This window comes from Paenibacillus sp. FSL K6-1122, from assembly GCF_037977015.1.
In the GTDB taxonomy this organism is placed as follows: domain Bacteria; phylum Bacillota; class Bacilli; order Paenibacillales; family Paenibacillaceae; genus Paenibacillus; species Paenibacillus amylolyticus.
Window position 1 is genome coordinate 85,660 of the sequence record NZ_CP150272.1, and the last position, 20,997, is coordinate 106,656.

The following is a 20,997-nucleotide window of genomic DNA, read 5'->3' on the forward strand; positions in this document are numbered from 1 at the left end:
TGTTAATATAGTTTCAAAAAAAGACTTGCATTCAATATCTGTACATGGTATATTCTAATTCCGGCCAAGAAAACACGGTTTACACGGTGCGGCAAGCAAATGAAATAAGCTTCGAAAGAAACTTAAAAAAAGAGCTTGCAAAGTTGGTTCGGATGTGATAAGATATAAAAGTTGCTGAAGAGAACGACATTCGGTAACAAAATAAGTTTGATCTTTGAAAACTGAACAACGAGTGAGTAAACATTCTGCTTGCAGAATGAACGCGAAAGTTTGAGACAAGCCTTGGCTTGGATCGACTGGAGCACAAATGAGATTTTTAATCTCGTCAGATTCAAAATGAGCTTATCGCTCTTTTCAATACTTTATTGGAGAGTTTGATCCTGGCTCAGGACGAACGCTGGCGGCATGCCTAATACATGCAAGTCGAGCGGACTTGAAGAGAAGCTTGCTTCTCTGATAGTTAGCGGCGGACGGGTGAGTAACACGTAGGCAACCTGCCCTCAAGTTTGGGACAACTACCGGAAACGGTAGCTAATACCGAATAATTGTTTTCTTCGCCTGAAGGAAACTGGAAAGACGGAGCAATCTGTCACTTGGGGATGGGCCTGCGGCGCATTAGCTAGTTGGTGAGGTAACGGCTCACCAAGGCGACGATGCGTAGCCGACCTGAGAGGGTGATCGGCCACACTGGGACTGAGACACGGCCCAGACTCCTACGGGAGGCAGCAGTAGGGAATCTTCCGCAATGGGCGAAAGCCTGACGGAGCAATGCCGCGTGAGTGATGAAGGTTTTCGGATCGTAAAGCTCTGTTGCCAGGGAAGAACGCTTGGGAGAGTAACTGCTCTCAAGGTGACGGTACCTGAGAAGAAAGCCCCGGCTAACTACGTGCCAGCAGCCGCGGTAATACGTAGGGGGCAAGCGTTGTCCGGAATTATTGGGCGTAAAGCGCGCGCAGGCGGTCATTTAAGTCTGGTGTTTAATCCCGGGGCTCAACCCCGGATCGCACTGGAAACTGGGTGACTTGAGTGCAGAAGAGGAGAGTGGAATTCCACGTGTAGCGGTGAAATGCGTAGATATGTGGAGGAACACCAGTGGCGAAGGCGACTCTCTGGGCTGTAACTGACGCTGAGGCGCGAAAGCGTGGGGAGCAAACAGGATTAGATACCCTGGTAGTCCACGCCGTAAACGATGAGTGCTAGGTGTTAGGGGTTTCGATACCCTTGGTGCCGAAGTTAACACATTAAGCACTCCGCCTGGGGAGTACGGTCGCAAGACTGAAACTCAAAGGAATTGACGGGGACCCGCACAAGCAGTGGAGTATGTGGTTTAATTCGAAGCAACGCGAAGAACCTTACCAGGTCTTGACATCTGAATGACCGGTGCAGAGATGTACCTTTTCTTCGGAACATTCAAGACAGGTGGTGCATGGTTGTCGTCAGCTCGTGTCGTGAGATGTTGGGTTAAGTCCCGCAACGAGCGCAACCCTTATATTTAGTTGCCAGCACTTCGGGTGGGCACTCTAGATAGACTGCCGGTGACAAACCGGAGGAAGGTGGGGATGACGTCAAATCATCATGCCCCTTATGACCTGGGCTACACACGTACTACAATGGCCGGTACAACGGGCTGCGAAATCGCGAGATGGAGCCAATCCCAACAAAGCCGGTCTCAGTTCGGATTGCAGGCTGCAACTCGCCTGCATGAAGTCGGAATTGCTAGTAATCGCGGATCAGCATGCCGCGGTGAATACGTTCCCGGGTCTTGTACACACCGCCCGTCACACCACGAGAGTTTATAACACCCGAAGTCGGTGGGGTAACCGCAAGGAGCCAGCCGCCGAAGGTGGGATAGATGATTGGGGTGAAGTCGTAACAAGGTAGCCGTATCGGAAGGTGCGGCTGGATCACCTCCTTTCTATGGAGAATCGTTTCCTGCAACGGAAACATTCAAATATGCAGCTTAGCTGCAAAACACTCACTCGTTGTTCGGTTTTGAGAGCTCAAACTCTCAAACAGCTTGCTTTTGCATGGAGCTTGTTCTTTGAAAACTAGATATCGAAACGAAACAAACGCGAATTAGAACATTCCTTTTTAGCTGAACTTGTGTTAAACAAGTTTCAATAAAAACGGTAGTCAAATTGCTTTTGTGATGGTATCGGGTGAGAGCGACTTTTGGCTTTGCGCAAGCAAAACAAGGGAAGCGAGCGACCGAAACCGGAACAAAATGGTTAAGCTACTAAGAGCACACGGAGGATGCCTAGGCGCTAGGAGCCGATGAAGGACGTGGCGAACAACGAAACTGCCTCGGGGAGCTGTAAGCAAGCTTTGATCCGGGGGTGTCCGAATGGGGAAACCCAGCTGGGGTAATTTCCAGTTACTCACAACTGAATACATAGGTTGTGTAGAGGCATACCAGGGGAACTGAAACATCTAAGTACCCTGAGGAAGAGAAAACAATAGTGATTCCGTCAGTAGCGGCGAGCGAACGCGGAGAAGCCCAAACCAGAGAGCTTGCTCTTTGGGGTTGTGGGACGTCTCACATGGAGTTACAAAGGAACCGGTTAAGCGAAGAGGTCTGGAAAGGCCCGCCAAAGAAGGTAAAAGCCCTGTAGTTGAAAGTTGGTTCCCTCCGAGACGGATCCCGAGTAGTGCGGGGCACGTGAAACCCCGTATGAATCCGGCAGGACCATCTGCCAAGGCTAAATACTTCCTAGCGACCGATAGTGAAGCAGTACCGTGAGGGAAAGGTGAAAAGCACCCCGGAAGGGGAGTGAAATAGAACCTGAAACCGTGTGCTTACAAAAAGTCAGAGCCCGTTTTAGGGGTGATGGCGTGCCTTTTGTAGAATGAACCGGCGAGTTACGTTCCCGTGCAAGGTTAAGGTGAAGAGCCGGAGCCGCAGCGAAAGCGAGTCTGAATAGGGCGAATGAGTACGTGGACGTAGACCCGAAACCGGGTGATCTACCCCTGTCCAGGGTGAAGGTGCGGTAACACGCACTGGAGGCCCGAACCCACGCATGTTGAAAAATGCGGGGATGAGGTGGGGGTAGCGGAGAAATTCCAATCGAACTCGGAGATAGCTGGTTCTCCCCGAAATAGCTTTAGGGCTAGCCTCGGAAAACAGAGTCGTGGAGGTAGAGCACTGATTGGGTGCGGGGCCCGCAAGGGTTACCAAGCTCAGTCAAACTCCGAATGCCATAGACTTACTTCCGGGAGTCAGACAGTGAGTGCTAAGATCCATTGTCAAAAGGGAAACAGCCCAGACCATCAGCTAAGGTCCCCAAGTGTGTGTTAAGTGGGAAAGGATGTGGAGTTGCACAGACAACCAGGATGTTGGCTTAGAAGCAGCCATCATTGAAAGAGTGCGTAATAGCTCACTGGTCGAGTGACTCTGCGCCGAAAATGTAACGGGGCTAAACACACCACCGAAGCTATGGCTTGATGCTTTGCATCAGGGGTAGGGGAGCGTTGTATAAGGGTTGAAGGTGTACCGTAAGGAGCGCTGGACATTATACAAGTGAGAATGCCGGTATGAGTAACGAAAAGATCAGTGAGAATCTGATCCGCCGAAAGCCTAAGGGTTCCTGAGGAAGGCTCGTCCGCTCAGGGTAAGTCGGGACCTAAGGCGAGGCCGAAAGGCGTAGTCGAAGGACAACAGGTCGAAATTCCTGTACCACCGTAAGCCGTTATGAGCAATGGGGGGACGCAGTAGGGTAGTGACGCGGACTGATGGATGTCCGTCTAAGCAGTAAGGCTGATGTGTAGGCAAATCCGCACATTGTAAGGCTGAGCTGTGATGGGGAGCGAAAATTATAGTAGCGAAGGTCATGATCTCACACTGCCAAGAAAAGCCTCTAGCCAGGTGATGGTGCCCGTACCGCAAACCGACACAGGTAGGCGAGAAGAGTATTCTAAGGCGCGCGGAAGAACTCTCGTTAAGGAACTCGGCAAAATGACCCCGTAACTTCGGGAGAAGGGGTGCCCCGGTAGTGTGAATAGCACGAGGGGGCCGCAGTGAAAAGGCCCAAGCGACTGTTTAGCAAAAACACAGGTCTGTGCGAAGCCGTAAGGCGAAGTATACGGGCTGACGCCTGCCCGGTGCTGGAAGGTTAAGGGGAGTGGTTAGGAGCAATCCGAAGCTGTGAACCGAAGCCCCAGTAAACGGCGGCCGTAACTATAACGGTCCTAAGGTAGCGAAATTCCTTGTCAGGTAAATTCTGACCCGCACGAATGGCGTAACGACTTGGGCGCTGTCTCAACGAGAGATCCGGTGAAATTTTAATACCTGTGAAGATGCAGGTTACCCGCGACAAGACGGAAAGACCCCATGGAGCTTTACTGCAGCTTGATATTGAATTTGGGTACGATCTGTACAGGATAGGTGGGAGCCTTTGAAACGTGAGCGCCAGCTTGCGTGGAGGCAACGTTGGGATACCACCCTGATCGTATCTAGGTTCTAACCTGGTACCGTAATCCGGTGCGGGGACAGTGTCAGGTGGGCAGTTTGACTGGGGCGGTCGCCTCCTAAAGAGTAACGGAGGCGCCCAAAGGTTCCCTCAGAATGGTTGGAAATCATTCGAAGAGTGCAAAGGCATAAGGGAGCTTGACTGCGAGACCTACAAGTCGAGCAGGGACGAAAGTCGGGCTTAGTGATCCGGTGGTACCGCATGGAAGGGCCATCGCTCAACGGATAAAAGCTACCCTGGGGATAACAGGCTTATCTCCCCCAAGAGTCCACATCGACGGGGAGGTTTGGCACCTCGATGTCGGCTCATCGCATCCTGGGGCTGAAGTAGGTCCCAAGGGTTGGGCTGTTCGCCCATTAAAGCGGTACGCGAGCTGGGTTCAGAACGTCGTGAGACAGTTCGGTCCCTATCTGTCGTGGGCGTAGGAAATTTGAGAGGAGCTGTCCTTAGTACGAGAGGACCGGGATGGACGTACCGCTGGTGTACCAGTTGTTCCGCCAGGAGCACCGCTGGGTAGCTATGTACGGACGGGATAAACGCTGAAAGCATCTAAGCGTGAAGCCCCCCTCAAGATGAGATTTCCCAGTATGTAAGACCCCTTGAAGACGACGAGGTAGATAGGCTGGGGGTGGAAGTGCAGCAATGCATGGAGCTGACCAGTACTAATCGGTCGAGGGCTTATCCAATAGCAAGTGATAATTCGCATGTTTCGTTTCGAATCTAGTTTTCAGAGAATGATCTCTGAATGTAAGCTAAGCTATGCGTTTGGTGGCGATGGCGGAGGGGTTCCACACGTACCCATCCCGAACACGACCGTTAAGCCCTCTAGCGCCGATGGTACTTGGACCGCAGGGTCCTGGGAGAGTAGGACGCCGCCAAGCAAAGAACCACTGCCGATGTTATTCGGTGGTGGTTTTTATTATATAGTTTTATTATGCAGTATGGGATTAAATACAGATTGAATTTGGTGATTTCTCAGCACAATAGGATGTATACAGGTAACGTTATTCGATACGAATTGACGTTTTTTTGCGTAATAACTAGACTTGTCCGCTCTGGAAAAACAGTTGTGTTCATCAGGCAATACACCTGATATAACCAAGTACTTTTCCTTGACAGTCTAAATATCGCTTTGCTAAGATGGCAATAATAAATTTTTCAGAAAACGTATTTTCGGCGTAAAATACAGCCTGGAATCTTCGGGTTTTGGACCGTAAAGCTGAGCAAACATAAGGAGGAACACTTGCGTGTGGGAAGATAAATTTGGTAAGGAAGGCCTCACCTTTGATGATGTATTGCTAGTGCCACGGAAATCCGAGACACTGCCTAAAGAAGTAGATGTATCTATTCGTTTGAGTGATACTGTAAAGCTAAATATTCCTTTGATCAGTGCGGGTATGGATACAGTAACTGAAGCGACTTTGGCTATTGCCATTGCACGTGAAGGCGGTATCGGTATTATTCATAAAAATATGTCTGTTGAACAACAGGCAGAAGAAGTAGATCGTGTTAAGCGTTCGGAGAGTGGTGTTATTACAAACCCGTTCTCACTGACGGCAGATCATCTGGTATCTGATGCGGAAGCAGTAATGGCGAAATATCGGATCTCCGGTGTACCTATTATTGAAGGAGATCAGAAGCTGGTTGGTATTTTGACCAACCGCGATTTGCGTTTTATTCATGATTACGGCATCAAAATTAGCGAAGTCATGACTCATGAGAATCTGGTTACCGCTCCTGTAGGCACTACACTTCAAGAAGCTGAGGGTATCCTTCAGAAGCACAAGATTGAGAAACTTCCATTAGTTGATGAGACAAACACGTTGAAAGGTCTTATCACAATTAAAGATATTGAGAAAGCCATTCAATTCCCTCATGCAGCCAAAGATGCTCAAGGACGTTTGTTGGTTGGTGCAGCGATTGGTATTTCCAAAGATACATTTGAACGTGCAGATGCTTTGGTACAAGCTGGTGTCGACCTGATTACAGTAGACTCGGCTCACGGACACCACATCAATATCATTGAAGCTGTACGTCAGCTTCGTGAACGTTTCCCTAGCCTGACCATCGTTGCAGGTAACGTCGCTACTGGCGCTGCCACTCGTGACTTGATCGAAGCAGGGGCTTCGGTAGTCAAAGTGGGAATTGGTCCAGGTTCGATTTGTACAACACGTGTTATTGCTGGTATTGGTGTACCTCAAGTAACTGCAGTGTACGATTGTGCAACGGTGGCACGTGAATATGGAGTTCCGATTATCGCGGATGGTGGAATTAAATATTCTGGTGAAATTACAAAGGCACTGGCTGCAGGCGCACACGCGGTGATGCTTGGAAGTTTGTTTGCCGGCACAGCAGAAAGCCCGGGAGAAACTGAAATCTTCCAAGGACGTAGCTACAAAGTATACCGCGGTATGGGTTCAATGGCTGCAATGAAACAAGGTAGTAAAGATCGTTACTTCCAAGATGATGACAAGAAACTGGTTCCGGAAGGAATCGAAGGTCGTGTCGCTTACAAAGGACCATTGTCTGATACGATCCACCAACTGATTGGTGGCCTTCGTTCGGGTATGGGATACTGTGGTACAAGTAACTTGGAGCAACTTCGTAACGATACAGGTTTTATCCGAATTACAGGTGCGGGACTGCGCGAAAGTCATCCCCATGATGTGCAGATTACCAAAGAAGCACCTAACTACTCGTTGTAATCTGAAGAGAGTTAATCATTTCCAGGACAGGCTCGGTGATTTTCACCGGGTCTGTCTTTTTTTGCAGATACCCCTGTGATAGAATAGAACAAGCGGTGACGATCCATGGGTGGATTAAGGCGTTGCGGCGGCTATTTGACGTGAATCTATGAATATGGTTTTGAAAAGCAAATGCAGTGCCAGAAAAGGCTGCCAGTTAAACAGAAGCGCGGACGTCCTTTTACATAAGCATTTGCAAAATGCGGACTAAGTGACAATCGATAACGAACTTTAGGAGCAATAATATTGCTCGTTCGATACAGCGCATATAGTACACATCTCATACCATCAAACACACAGGTTAGGGAACAAGAAAATCGCAGCATAAGCTGCACTGAAGCAATTAATAATGCTTTGGATCGAAGGGAGTATTCATCATTGAAAGCCAAACACATGAATAAAAAGAAACGCCAAATGCTCAAAAAGAGCGTAGCCTCGGTAATGCTAATTAACATGCTTTGCATGTCTGCAGTAATGCCGGTCATGGCTGCTGCGGACAACTCCAGTCAGGTTCTGACTGCTACGGCAACAACAACGAAGACGGAAAAAGCCGTAAAGGTTCCTGGGGTAGACTCACTTGGGCTTGAGGTTAGATCAGCGGTGCTAATGGAAGCCTCAACGGGACAGATTCTACTAAATGTCGATGCGGATAAAGCGATGCCACCTGCAAGTATGACCAAGATGATGACAGAGTACATTGTCGCAGAACAGGTCAAACAAGGTAAATTTGGCTGGGACGATATTGTACCTGTTAAAAAGAATGCTGCACAAAGTGTCGGATCACGTATTTTCCTGGCAGAAGGTGACGAGCACACAGTTAAGGATCTCTATATTGCTATGGCTGTTGGCTCTGCCAATGATGCTACGGTTGCTTTAGCTGAGTATGTTGCCGGTTCCGAAGAAGCTTTCGTGAAAATGATGAATGATGAAGCGAAGCGTATGGGCATGAAGGATACCTTCTTTATCAACTCTTCCGGTCTCGACCGAGCAGATATGCCTGCTGATTTCCGCCCAGCTGAAGACAAGGAAACAGTGATGTCCGCTCTGGATGCTGCAATTCTATGCCGATACATCATTATGGATCACCCGGACTACAAAGAATTCACAACGATTCAATCCTACAAGTTCCGTCCCAATGATAAAGCTCCAATTATCAATTACAACTGGATGCTGGAAGCGAATAAAAATATAACCAATTTCAAAAGCTATGCCTATGAAGGTCTGGATGGAATGAAAACAGGCCATACCACGAACGCAGGTAATAACTTTACAGGTACAGCAGAACGTAACGGTATGCGTCTAATTAGTGTTGTTATGGGCACAGATTCGGAATCCGCACGTTTCAGAGAAACTAAAAAAGTATTGGACTATGGATTTAACAACTTTGAAGTGAAACAGGCTGTTGCAGGCAAGACCAAAGTGACGGGCTGGGAAGCGGTACCTTTGAAAAAAGGGAAAGAAACAACCGTTCCTGTTGTAACAGATAATGCGGTAAGTTTCGTTGTACCCAAAGGTACTCAGAACCTGAATGTGACGTTCAAAGCCAACGTAACTGAGGCTGACAAGTTGGTAGCACCAATCAAGGCAGGTACAAAGGTTGGTACGGTAACGTACACGTATAAAGCAGATGGAATTGAGCCACAGGAAAAAACAGTGAACTTGATCACTGCTGAAGAGGCTGAAAAAGGTGGATGGTTCCGTTTGTTCTTCCGTGCTGTGAAGGATTTCTTTGTGGATCTCTTTGACGGGATTAAAAACCTGTTTTAGTCCATAGCAAACTTTATGGAAAGAGTATGATCATGATTTTAATGCTTACATGGTCATATCATTGACAAAATACAAGTTATTCCGACCGGATGGATTGTATATTTACAATTTTTCCGGTAAAATATCAAGTTAGAATTCACGTATGATGAAGTAAAAAAGTACAATGTTCGTTTACCATATGCAAGATCGTGGCTGGTAAGAGAAGGGGAATGAGCGTATGAAGATCGGCGTTTTAGCACTTCAAGGAGCTGTCACAGAGCATATTCGAAGTATTGAACGTGCTGGAGCAGAAGGTATAGCTATCAAACAGGTTCAGCAATTGGAGGACTTGGATGGTCTTATCCTTCCTGGCGGGGAAAGCACGACGATCGGTAAACTGATGCGCAAGTATGGGTTTATGGATGCCATTCGGGCGTTTGCTGCTGAGGGCAAACCGGTATTTGGTACCTGTGCTGGCTTGATCGTTATGGCTAAACACATTGCAGGGCAAGAAGAAGCTCATTTGGAGCTAATGGATATGACTGTATCCCGAAATGCATTTGGACGGCAGAGAGAGAGTTTTGAGACGGATTTGCCAGTCAAAGGTATTGAGGAAACGGTAAGGGCTGTATTTATACGGGCGCCCTTGATCGAGAGTGTCGGAGACCAGGTGGAGGTTCTCTCCACATACAAGGATGAGATTGTTACGGCTCGTCAGGGACATTTGCTGGCTTGCTCCTACCATCCGGAATTGACGGATGACTATCGTCTGCATACTTATTTTGTAGACATGGCCAGATCCTACAAACACACGGTAGACTCTAAATAATGCATGATGTACAACCTATGATCTCCCGGTCATCGGATCACTTCACCAGAAGCCGTATAAGGCCGCTGGTTGGCAGTTGCATCTGAACGGATGCCTGATGTTGCCTGTATCTGCTTCATAGCGGGAATCGCAGCGGAGGGTGACAAGGGGGATATAGGTTGTTTTTTGGGTTACAGGTTCCGATAAGTATATAGTAAGGTGTATACAGTAGAGTTTTGAGAATGGATTTAACATAAGGCTTCACGTTGTGAGGTTATTTAGGAGGGGTATATCGTGCTTGATGTGAAAATATTGCGGAATGAGTATGCACGTGTAGAAGAAGCATTGACTAAACGTGGCAAATCGCTGGATCTTATCGCTGGATTTACCGAGATGGATGCCAAGCGTCGGGAATTGCTTCAAGAGAGTGAAACGCTGAAGAGCCGTCGGAATACAGTTTCCGCTGAAGTTGCTAGACTGAAGAAGAATCGTGAGAACGCTGATGATCTGATTGTGGAGATGCGTGAAGTGTCTGATCGAATCAAAGCCATGGACGAGGAAGTTCGGGAACTGGAAGTGAAGATCAATGATCTCACAATGGCGATTCCGAACATTCCTAACGAAAGCGTACCTATTGGAGCTTCTGAAGACGACAATGTTGAGATTCGTCGTTGGGAAGAGCCGAAGTCATTTACTTTTGCACCAAAAGCACACTGGGAAATTGCGCAGGATCTCGATATTCTTGATTTTGAAGCGGCTGCCAAAGTAACAGGTTCCCGTTTTACCTTTTATAAAGGTCTGGGCGCACGTCTGGAACGTGCATTGATTAACTTCATGATGGATCTGCACAGCGATCAACATGGATATGAAGAGATTCTGCCTCCATACATCGTTAATCGGGACAGCTTGTTTGGAACAGGTCAACTGCCTAAGTTCGAAGAAGACCTGTTCAAGTTGAAAGATACCGAATATTATCTGATCCCTACTGCTGAAGTTCCGGTAACGAACTATCATCGCGAAGAGATTCTGAATGTAGATCAATTGCCTAAGCACTTTGTGGCATACAGCTCTTGTTTCCGCTCTGAAGCCGGTTCGGCTGGACGGGATACACGCGGCTTGATTCGTCAGCATCAATTCAACAAAGTAGAGCTGCTCAAGCTATCTACTCCGGAGACTTCGTATGAAGAACTGGAGCAAATGACTCAAAATGCGGAGCGTGTGCTTCAATTGTTGGGCTTGCCGTATCGCGTCCTGACATTGTGCACGGCAGATATGGGTTTCACCTCAGCTAAAACGTATGATATTGAAGTATGGTTGCCTGAGAGCGACACTTATCGTGAGATTTCCTCGTGCTCCAACTGTGAGGACTTCCAGGCACGTCGTGCCAATATCCGTTTCCGCAGAGAGCCAAAAGCGAAACCGGAATTTGTTCATACATTGAACGGGTCAGGATTGGCGGTTGGACGGACGGTAGCCGCTATCCTGGAGAACTATCAACAGGAAGATGGTACGGTTGTCATTCCTGAAGCATTGCGTCCTTATATGGGCGGTGCAAGTGTGATTGCACGTCGCTCTTAAGTTAGAGTTAGCTAACCATCCTCATCAAGGGGAATACTAATTCAATCCGTCATTTTGGAATGGCGGATTGGAGTGTTTTGTATAACTAAGGCAGTTGTCTGATACGGGATTATCAATTTTAATATAAAAAGGTTGCATTATAATGTCGAGATGTGGTATGATACTTTTCGTGGCAAGTTTATAAAAGTTAATTCCCTGGAGAGGTACCGAAGCGGTCATAACGGGGCGGTCTTGAAAACCGTTAGGGGGCAACTCCACGTGGGTTCGAATCCCACCCTCTCCGCCATACTACACTTATAACAAGGATTCGAGCGATCTCGCTCGAGTCCTTTTTTGCGTTGTGAGTTTGTCCAGCGTAGTGAGCATACAGGTTGGTGACCGATGTATAGGTTGCTCAGTACAACGTTATATTTTGAATAAGGCTAATATGTATAAAAACATCTTCATCGCCGCACTTTATAGGAGTGGAGGTGGTAAGATGAACCGCGAGTTAAACATCGATCAGACAGAGCTTGTAGGGGCTTGGCAAGAACGTTTGCCTCAAGTCCTGAATGTTGGAGACCAGGCTCAGGTAATGGCCGATGAAGCCGATCAGCAGGCGATTCGGATACACATTGCTACAGCAGGGCACGAGATGTACTCTTTTGATTTCAAATGTGCATATGTCGATTCCCGTGAAGTCAGCGTACAGCTGATTGATGTGGAAAGGGATGGACGAACGACGGATGAGCGTACAGAACCGATTCAGGAACTGGCTCACGATTATACACGGCACATTCATGAATGCGCCCAGTCGTTACAATCCCAGACGAGATAATAGCCTGAAATCTGAAGGAGTGAACTCAATTGACTAAAGCCAAAGCGGGAGTAGACAAAAACCTGCAAAATGTAGTCGATGATCTGGAGCAGCCTGCCGTAAACAGTGATCATGCCCAGCAAATTCAGCAAGATATTAATGATCGCCGTCATCAGGATGCACTGAATCATGACAAAACGGAAGATAGGGACCCATCCCATTCCTAACAATGATGAGGGGGCAATAATATGAGCAAACCAAAAACAATTCCCGTACCGGAAGCGCAAGCATCCGAACAGCATCGTCATTCATCCAAACGCTCTTCCATGCAGGAACCATTATCCGGTTCCAAAAAAGTAAAAAATCAAAATCATGTGGATCATTTAAATCCCCAAGGTTAATAGAAGAAACAGATTCACGCAAAAGTCCCTTGTTACCTAACAGGGGGCTTTTGCGTATTCATACATATATAAAGACAGGCACATGGTAATTCCCAAAGCTGACATAGGTCTTTGTAGCCATTTTAAAGAGGAAAGATCACATTTTTCCCAAATTAGGTTTCGGTATCTGGCGATATGGTATATCATTGATATTGAATTACTTTTTTTGGGGTTATCACGAGAGGAGAGAAACAAATGACTAAACGTATGGGGGCGCTTCTTCTCACGTTGCTGTTGACCGTATCTATGGCATTGACAGCATGTAGCAGCAAGCAGGAACCAAAAGAGGCATTGAAGACGGCTGCGGCCAATGCTTCCAAATTGACTTCGTATGAAATGAGTTCTAATTTCACTATTAATGAATTGAGCTATAAACCTGGGGATGCTTCACAAACTGATCCTACCATGACTCAGTTTATGAGCATGCTGAAGGATGCTCAGTTGAATGTAACAGGTGTATACCAAAGTGAGCCAATGCAGACAGAGATGACTCTTGGCATCGAGCTTAAAGGCGACATGGGTATGACCTTTAACATCCCAATGGTGATGACGGCAGAGAAACTCTATGTGAAAGTGCCGAATATTCCGTTCTTCCCGATTCCGGAGAATGTTGTTAACAAGTTCCTAGAGTTGGACCTGAAAGAACTGGCTGAGCAAGAGGGTACGGAATGGAACCCTGATGCTATGGACGCAGCCAAAACTCAAAAGCTGAGCAACGAAGTCATGGACGCAGTGCTGAGCGAGTACGATCAAGCTAAATTCTTCAAAAATCTAGACACCAAAGATGCAAAACTTCCTGAAGGTGTAGATGCGAAGCAAGTTGTACAATTCTCGGTTAATAATGACAATGTTAAAGAAGCAGTTACTGTACTGGTAACAAAAGCTATGCCTAAAGTATTGGATATTCTGTCCAAAGAGGAATATCGTGAAATGTTGCAAATGGATCAGGCTGATATCGACAAAGCCAAAGAAGATCTGAAGATCACTGAAGCAGATCAGGCTGAAATGGCTAAAGACTTGGATAAATTGAAAGATGTTCTGACAATCAACCAATTCAACATCGATTTCGCATTGGACAAAAACGACTTCCCTGTATATCAAAAGATGGTCGCTGATGTGCTGATCAAGCCAGAAGGTACAAAAGACGAAGTGAAATTGGCATTTACCGGTTCCAATACGTACACTAAGATTAACGAAAAAGCAGCATTCAAAATCAACATCCCTACTGGCGATGACGTAATTACTATGCAAGAGTTCGAAGAATTGATGAACGCTTCATACGGATACTAATCTCGCTGAGTTCAAACCGTCTGTGATTCAAGTGAAGGATAATCTCCTTCCGCTTGGGTACAGGCGGTTTTTTTTGTTAGACAGCGTAAGGGGGATATCCGCAAAATAATTGATCTTTGAAGTTAAATCGTGGCTGGTGATATATACAAATAAAACCGCACTCTCTCCTACATAACTAGAGTAGTGCGGTTTTGTACATTAAACTTGTATATTGTTGAATTGGGAATACAGACAGCTTTATTGGGAAGCTTCTAAATCAATTAATTCTTAAGTTCGTCCAAGTCTTCAGCAAGTACAGCATAGATCTGATGATCTTGATATTTGCCGTTGATCTTGAGGTATTTGCGCGCAGTACCTTCAAACTGGAATCCGTTCTTCTCCAGTACGCGCTGTGAACCTTTGTTGGAGGGCAATACTGCAGCCTGAATCCGATTTAACTTTAGCGCACGGAAGCCATAAGCTACGGCGAGTTTAACCGCTGCTGTCATTCGTCCGCCACCCTGATAATCTGGATGGATAAAGTAACCCATATCCGCATAATTGGCAACGCCCAATACGACATTGTTGATACTTACTTGTCCAATCAACAGGCTGTCTTTAACGGTATAGATTCCAAATTGATATCCTGTACCATCTTCTGCTGCCTTGACCCGATCTTCAATCCGCCGGGTCTGAGCATCCAGTGTATAGAATTCATCGTCTCGCACGGGTTCTACAGACTGGTATGGGACGCGTGTGACCTGAATCAGGTCCAGATAGAACTGTGTATCCTGGGGGGTGAGCAACCGAAGGCTTATGCCATTGGCTGTATCATAGAGTGTTAGTGCCATTACAGCACACTTCCTTTCTAATTGGGATGTTTGTAGTCGGTGACTACTTTAACTTTTGGCGCAGACTTCTGAAAAATTGAGTTAGCATCGTAGAGCATTCGGGCTGAAGGATATCCGGGATCACCTCGGTGCGATGGTTAAAACGAGGCTCCTGTAGCAGGTTCATCAGTGTACCTGCACAGCCTGCCTTGGGATCAGCCGTACCATAGATTACGCGGGGGACCCTGGATTGTACAATTGCACCTGCACACATTGGACAAGGTTCCAATGTGACGTACAGAGAACAATCCAACAAACGCCAAGCTCCGATGGTCTCGCTGGCCTGACGAATAGCCACCATCTCTGCATGGGCGGTGGAATCCAGTGTAGTTTCACGCAGATTGTATCCCCGACCAATAATTTGGTTATTTTGTACGATTATAGCTCCAATCGGCACTTCCCCAAGAGCTTCAGCCTTGTAGGCCTCGGCAATGGCCTCTCGCATCCAATGCTCATGTTGAGCCTCTTCAGATAAATTCCCAAGATCGGGCTGGGAAGAATGGTCATTCATTACTATATAACTCCTTCCAAAATCGTTTATTCAGCGAACAAATATTCGGGTTGTTAACATGTTGTGTATAGAATTGTGGATAACCCTGTAGTTGCTCACATAGTTATAAACAAACTATCCACAAGCCTGTGGGTATGTGGATAAATATAGTGATTAATTTCATTGTAGAGTTCGAAAATGCAAAAAACAACGAATTTCGAGCTTTTCAGTCATTCGGTAACTTTTGGACACAGGTCAATTATCCTTTTCAAAAAGACATACAAGCGTTATGATGGAGATAGGTTTTGCCATATATCGCCAGAGGGTACAAGCCGAGAGGTGAACAAAAAACTTGTCTATTAAAACGAAATTATCCATGATTATGTCGTGCTCAGTGCTCGTTATTTTAGTGTTGAATATCGCACTGAGTTATTATACTACAGAAGAGAATCTGAGGCAGGACAGTGAAACCAAGATGGTGCTCACTGCAAAGCAGATTGCAATTGCTGTCGAACAGAATCAATACAGTTCGGATTATGTAAAACGGCAGATTGGAAACAATCTGTGGCTTGCTGCTGTCATGGCAGCAGAAGAATTGGACCAGGATATTAATAATATCACAAATGAAGAACTTGTACGCTTGAGCCAAAAGGTCGGCGTCTCACATATTTCGTTAATGGAGCAGACGGATGATGACATCGTTGTTAACCGCTCCTCAGATCCGAGAGAAATCGGGCTGTCCACCAAATCCATGACTTATTGGTATCAGGCCTTTAAGCAATTATTCGAAAAACAACAGGTGACGATTCCCCAAGGACAGAAGTTGGAGCATTTCTGGTCAGATGGATTCGAATATTCGACATCCAGTCCTTCGGATATTGATATCTGGGGTTACTACCATGATGGAAAGAGAAACTACATAATCAATCCCTTCTATAATAATACGGAAGTTGATGACTATGTGAAAATCTCTAGTCCGGATGAGATTTTAAATAAAATTCGTGAGGTCAATCCCTCCATTCTGGAGATTACAGGCATCAATCCGTTGACTTTTGGTAGCCCGAACATGGGTGATGACGGAAGAGATTCGAACTTTAGCAAGTTGAATAACAGACCGATTCGTTTTGGTACATACCAGTATGGTTCTACGGATGAGGATCATCGTGCTGTGGTGCGCGCCATTCGAACAGGGCAAAATGTATCTTTTGTCAGTGAAACGCACGAACAGAAGGTACTGAAGAGTTTTATTCCCATTTTCACACCCAATCAGTCTTCCTATGTGATCAGTATTGTCATGGACTATAAGCAAATATCCTCCATGGTATCTGAGCAGTTGGTGAGCCATGCCTCCATATCGTTGGTTTTGCTGGAGATTGTGATCTTTGGCAGCTATTTGCTCGCAGGGTATATTACACGTCCGATCCAATCCATACTGGGCAAAGTGAATGATGTAGCAGATGGGCACTTTGATTTCCGTCTGAAAGTAAAAAGGAAAGATGAACTTGGCCAACTGGCCAATCGTATTAATGCCATGATTCGTAATCTGGGCCATTATACGAGCCGTCTGAAACAGATGTATGAAGAGAATCGGGCGGTGAAAGAACATCTGGAGTCCATTATCAATCAGACAGCGGATGCCATTCACATTACGGATCTTGAAGGAAAAGTGCTGCGGGTTAACCGGGCATTTGAACAATTATATGGCTTTCGAAGTCGTGAGGTGGAAGGTCGTAATCTGAAGATCATCCCGCCAGAGGCAGAAGAAGAAATGAAACGTCAGCATGCCCAACTCGTTGAGGGGATGTCCATTACGTCCAACGAAACCACCTGGATGAAGAAAGACGGGACCCGAGTAGAGGTCAGTGTCAGTACGGCTCCGGTACGAGACGAGGCTGGAGAGATTACCGCGCTCATTAGTGTCTCCAGGGACATTACAAGCCGTAATCGGATGGAAGAGCTGCTGAGACGTTCTGAGAAGCTAACAACCGTGGGCCAGCTTGCAGCAGGTGTGGCACATGAGATTCGTAATCCACTGACCACGCTGCGCGGATTCCTGCAGTTACAGCAAGAGAGCAACAAGCTGAATCATCGTCATCTGGATCTGATGTTATCGGAGCTGGATCGAATCAACCTTATTGTTGGTGAATTTCTGATTCTGGCGAAACCGCAGGCGGTTCATTTTCAGAATCGGGATATTCGTTTTATTCTTGGCGATGTCATCTCGTTACTGGATAGTCAGGCGCATCTGCATGGTGTAGAATTTGTACTGCGTGCCTCATCCGATTCGGCTATGGTACACTGTGAAGAGAACCAATTGAAGCAGGTATTCATCAATTTGCTGAAAAATGGTATGGAGGCCATGCCAAATGGAGGAAACATCCATATCAAGCTCAAGCATGACGAGCAATCGAAACGCGTCAGAATTGAGATCAGGGATGAAGGGATCGGTATCCCGGAAGAGATGATGCCCAAGCTTGGGGAGCCTTTCTTTACGAATAAAGAGTCTGGAACAGGGCTTGGCCTGATGGTCAGTCAGCGCATTATTCAATCACATAAGGGCATGATGGATATTAAAAGCGTCATGAACAAGGGAACAACGGTTATTATTGAACTGCCTGCATCCGAGCAACAACCGGAAGTTATTGAGGTAGATCAGGTAACAGATGACACACTTACAGATGAAGAGAAATAGATGAGGTGAGATTACCTTTTGCGTATTAATAAATTTATTAGTGAAACAGGTTATTGCTCCCGGCGTGAAGCCGACAAGTTGGTGGATAGTGGTCAGGTAACCATTAATGGAGTTAAGGCTGAACTGGGCAGTCAGGCAGAAGAAGGCGACGATGTACGAATCAATGGCAAGCCAATCAAGGAAAAGAGAAAACACGTATATATCGCGCTGAATAAACCGATCGGGATCACAAGTACAACCGAGCAGCATATTCAGGGCAATATCGTTGATTTTGTCGGGCACGATGAACGTATCTTTCCTATTGGACGTCTGGATAAGGACTCGGAAGGTTTGATCCTGATGACCAATGATGGTGATATCGTTAACCGGATTCTTAGATCAGAAGGGCGCCATGAGAAAGAGTATATCGTTACTGTTGATCGATCTGTAACCCCGAGTTTCCTTAGAGGTATGAGCACTGGGGTGAAGATCCTGGGTGAAATGACCCTGCCTTGTACAGTGACCCGGATGACGGATCGAGTATTCCGTATCATCCTGACTGAAGGAAAGAACCGTCAGATTCGGCGGATGTGTAGTGCCTTTGGTTACGAGGTTCGTAAGTTAAAGCGTATTCGGATCATGAACATCCATCTTGGAGAAATGGCGACAGGTTCATGGAGAGAGCTTACCCCTGCTGAAAAAGCGGAGCTGGGCGGTCTGTTAGACTATTCACTGGAATAGTTGATTCGAGTTCCACTAATTAACTGATTGAAGCCCTGCTTTCCGAAAAGGAGCGCAGGGCTTTTTGGTGCAGATTTAATGAAGACTAGTCAATAATACCGAATAGTACGGAAATATGTAGATGAACCAGGCATAAGCCTTATATAAATCAAAAAGACCGTTCTCCTTGTACCTGGAGAACGGTCTTTGGTTAATGAATCGCTGCAGGCCTCTAGTTTCCTCCGCCAACGGCTTTTACATTTGTATTGTTACTTTGATACTTCCGAATGATAGATACCTCTACACGGCGATTCTGTGCCCGTCCAGTATTGGTGTCATTGCTGGCAATTGGGTGATACTCTCCATAACCACTTGGTGTGAATTTGGAAGGGTCCAATTGCGAGTTCAGCAACAGGATTTTCAGGAAGTTGAGCGCACGATCTGCGCTTAGATCCCAGTTATCCTTATATTGGTTGTTCGAAATGGGAATATTATCGGTATGACCGGATACAACCACTTCATATTCAGGGAACTCCTGTAGCATGCTTGAGATTGCTTTGGCCAGGGATCGTGATTCAGGCTTCACATCTGCTCGGCCTGAGGAGAACAGGGCGTTATCACTGATGGTGATCTTCAATTCAGACTGATTCAGCTTGGTGTTCAGCTGGTCCGAAAGTCCGTTCTTCGAGATATATTTGTCGAGTCGCTCTTTGAGTTTCTCCAGGTCTTCTTGTTCTTTCTTAGCCATCTGTGCATCTGTAATCTGAGCTGGTGTTTTCTTGGTGATTTCTGTAGGTTCCTGTTTGTTCTTACCCAAATCAGCACCTGGCGTATCCGGATTCATGGACGAATGGTCCAGAATCCCGGAACCTCCATTTAATGCACTGTTTAGTGCGGAAGCCATCTGCTCGAACTTAGCTGCATCGATTGAACTCATACCGAACAATACAATAAACAGAGCGAGCAACAAGGTCATCAAGTCGGAATAGGGAAGCAACCAGCTCTCGTCTATATGCTCTTCATGTGGTTCGTGCTTCTTAGCCTTTTTCACCTGGTGATCCCTCCTTCTCTTCCAGTTGTTTACGTTCGGAAGGTGTCAGGAATACGGATAACTTTTGGTTGATGGCGATGGTGGAGACACCGGATTGTATGGATAACAGTCCTTCAACCATCATCAGCTTGATCTCCATTTCTTGCTTGGACATCCGTTTCAGCTTGTTAGACATCGGGTGCCATAACACGTAACCACTAAATATACCAAGGAGTGTTGCGATAAATGCTGCCGCAATCGCATGGGAGAGTTTCTCCATGTCACTGAGATCGGCAAGTGCTGCGATGAGACCTACAACGGCCCCGAGAACCCCGAGCGTTGGTGCGTACATCCCCGCCTGAGCGAAGATCAAGGCACTGCCACGGTGGCGCTCCTCAGTAGCATGAATATCTTCCATGAGTACATCACTCACAAATTCCTGATCGTTGCCGTCTATAATCATACGCATACCGCCACGAAGGAACTGATCGTCAATCTCTTCTACTTTTGATTCCAGTGCAAGCAAACCTTCACGACGGGTAGTGGAAGCCCAATCCATAAATGTGCCGATCAGGGATACGCGATCAATAAGTACTTGATTTTTGAAAACAATCCCGAAAAGCTTAGGGATTTTCTTAACTTCAGACATCGGAAATGCGATAAAGATGGTTCCTGCCGTACCAACAAAGATAATAATGTAGGCTGCGGGATTGTTAACCAGGTTGATTAAGGGCGCACCCTTCAAGAACATACCAAATACAAGGGAGACCAGCCCCAAAATTAGTCCAATAATCGTTGAAATGTTCATCATACACCTCATCCATGAGATAAAATTGAATCCTTTCAAGCGGCTGTGTTCGGGCTTCCGGACGAATTTTTGGCCGCAATCCGTTCAATGTTAGGCATTCCTTACGGTTGCTAAAACAGTTAAAACGGTCATATATGTATTTATCGACCAGAAGGCCTTTTTTTTTAAGGGCTATTTTCAGGTATAATAAGATCAAATCCGCTCCTTAGGGGCCGAATAGGAGTGAAAAGCCAATGGGCGTAAAGCATGGACGGGATTATGAAGGAATTTTGACAGATCTGACAACGGCAATCGGACGCATACCGGATCGGTATGTTTTCTTTGAAATGGACGCGGAAGAGTGGGAGAGACTGGTTGCATCTGACCAACTTGAAGTGGATGAGGCATTGGCGGAGGATCTGTTCTATGCGCTGGGCGAGGAGTCTGTTATTCCGGTTGGAAGTGGCGTGGTCATCCATGATAAGGAACAGCACCGCATTCATATTTTGATCGGGGAAGAAGAGTTGACATTTGTACCTTTAATTTAGTGTGTTTACTTGCA

Annotated in this window: 15 protein-coding genes, 1 tRNA gene and 3 rRNA genes; 15 read left to right on the forward strand and 4 right to left on the reverse strand. The window is 46.4% G+C overall.

The features are described 5' to 3' along the window. Positions 1-362 precede the first annotated feature (362 nt). From NSQ20_RS00410 to NSQ20_RS00465, 12 genes are all read left to right on the forward strand, one after another. Positions 363-1,915 (forward strand): 16S ribosomal RNA (locus NSQ20_RS00410). A 311-nt stretch (positions 1,916-2,226) separates the two neighbouring features. Continuing rightward, positions 2,227-5,152, forward strand: a 23S ribosomal RNA gene (locus NSQ20_RS00415). A gap of 78 nt (positions 5,153-5,230) precedes the next feature. Continuing rightward, positions 5,231-5,347: ribosomal RNA gene (gene rrf / locus NSQ20_RS00420) — 5S ribosomal RNA — on the forward strand. The 16S, 23S and 5S rRNA genes sit together here, the layout of an rRNA operon. 366 nt (positions 5,348-5,713) lie before the next feature. Further along, positions 5,714-7,171, forward strand: coding sequence for an IMP dehydrogenase (gene guaB / locus NSQ20_RS00425; protein WP_036607306.1), 1,458 nt, complete (start codon positions 5,714-5,716; stop codon positions 7,169-7,171). A gap of 417 nt (positions 7,172-7,588) precedes the next feature. Further along, positions 7,589-8,977 carry a D-alanyl-D-alanine carboxypeptidase family protein gene (locus NSQ20_RS00430; protein WP_340031576.1) on the forward strand — a complete coding sequence of 463 codons (1,389 nt, stop codon included), beginning with the start codon at positions 7,589-7,591 and terminating at the stop codon, positions 8,975-8,977. A gap of 217 nt (positions 8,978-9,194) precedes the next feature. Beyond that, positions 9,195-9,785 carry a pyridoxal 5'-phosphate synthase glutaminase subunit PdxT gene (gene pdxT, locus NSQ20_RS00435; protein ID WP_036671585.1) on the forward strand — a complete coding sequence of 197 codons (591 nt, stop codon included), beginning with the start codon at positions 9,195-9,197 and terminating at the stop codon, positions 9,783-9,785. A 273-nt stretch (positions 9,786-10,058) separates the two neighbouring features. Next, entirely contained in the window at positions 10,059-11,342 is a 1,284-nt protein-coding gene (serS, locus tag NSQ20_RS00440; RefSeq protein WP_076254817.1) for a serine--tRNA ligase, read from the forward strand. A gap of 197 nt (positions 11,343-11,539) precedes the next feature. Beyond that, positions 11,540-11,628, forward strand: a tRNA-Ser gene (locus NSQ20_RS00445). A gap of 192 nt (positions 11,629-11,820) precedes the next feature. Continuing rightward, positions 11,821-12,159, forward strand: a complete 339-nt coding sequence (locus tag NSQ20_RS00450; RefSeq protein ID WP_036607297.1) for a hypothetical protein — start codon at positions 11,821-11,823, stop codon at positions 12,157-12,159. Between the two features lie 29 nt (positions 12,160-12,188). Continuing rightward, entirely contained in the window at positions 12,189-12,365 is a 177-nt protein-coding gene (locus NSQ20_RS00455) for a hypothetical protein (protein WP_340031577.1), read from the forward strand. A 21-nt stretch (positions 12,366-12,386) separates the two neighbouring features. Next, on the forward strand, positions 12,387-12,539 hold the full coding sequence (locus NSQ20_RS00460; protein ID WP_036607296.1) for a small acid-soluble spore protein P: 153 nt from the start codon (positions 12,387-12,389) through the stop codon (positions 12,537-12,539). Between the two features lie 234 nt (positions 12,540-12,773). Beyond that, positions 12,774-13,868: a hypothetical protein gene (locus NSQ20_RS00465; protein ID WP_036607295.1), complete on the forward strand. Its 1,095-nt coding sequence runs from the start codon at positions 12,774-12,776 to the stop codon at positions 13,866-13,868. Between the two features lie 260 nt (positions 13,869-14,128). Here NSQ20_RS00465 and NSQ20_RS00470 read toward each other — a convergent pair whose 3' ends face one another. Further along, positions 14,129-14,698 carry a GNAT family protein gene (locus tag NSQ20_RS00470; protein ID WP_340031578.1) on the reverse strand — a complete coding sequence of 190 codons (570 nt, stop codon included), beginning with the start codon at positions 14,696-14,698 and terminating at the stop codon, positions 14,129-14,131. A gap of 43 nt (positions 14,699-14,741) precedes the next feature. Further along, positions 14,742-15,248, reverse strand: a complete 507-nt coding sequence (tadA, locus tag NSQ20_RS00475; RefSeq protein ID WP_340031579.1) for a tRNA adenosine(34) deaminase TadA — start codon at positions 15,246-15,248, stop codon at positions 14,742-14,744. 331 nt (positions 15,249-15,579) lie between these two features. Here tadA and NSQ20_RS00480 point away from each other — a divergent pair, with 331 nt between their 5' ends. Together NSQ20_RS00480 and rluF are read left to right on the forward strand one after the other, a co-directional pair. Continuing rightward, positions 15,580-17,919: an ATP-binding protein gene (locus NSQ20_RS00480; protein ID WP_340031581.1), complete on the forward strand. Its 2,340-nt coding sequence runs from the start codon at positions 15,580-15,582 to the stop codon at positions 17,917-17,919. Positions 17,920-17,937: 18 nt separating this feature from the next. Further along, positions 17,938-18,639, forward strand: a complete 702-nt coding sequence (rluF, locus tag NSQ20_RS00485; RefSeq protein ID WP_036607293.1) for a 23S rRNA pseudouridine(2604) synthase RluF — start codon at positions 17,938-17,940, stop codon at positions 18,637-18,639. Between the two features lie 211 nt (positions 18,640-18,850). Here rluF and motB read toward each other — a convergent pair whose 3' ends face one another. Both motB and motA read right to left on the reverse strand, forming a co-directional pair. Continuing rightward, positions 18,851-19,669 (reverse strand): flagellar motor protein MotB, encoded by an 819-nt coding sequence (gene motB, locus NSQ20_RS00490; RefSeq protein WP_036607292.1) that lies wholly within the window; start codon positions 19,667-19,669, stop codon positions 18,851-18,853. Next, on the reverse strand, positions 19,656-20,456 hold the full coding sequence (motA, locus tag NSQ20_RS00495; protein WP_036607291.1) for a flagellar motor stator protein MotA: 801 nt from the start codon (positions 20,454-20,456) through the stop codon (positions 19,656-19,658). The genes motB and motA overlap by 14 nt, the downstream gene beginning before the upstream one ends. Positions 20,457-20,689: 233 nt before the next feature. Between motA and NSQ20_RS00500 the strand changes: the two genes are divergently transcribed. Further along, positions 20,690-20,983: a hypothetical protein gene (locus NSQ20_RS00500; RefSeq protein ID WP_340031582.1), complete on the forward strand. Its 294-nt coding sequence runs from the start codon at positions 20,690-20,692 to the stop codon at positions 20,981-20,983. Positions 20,984-20,997: the final 14 nt, after the last annotated feature.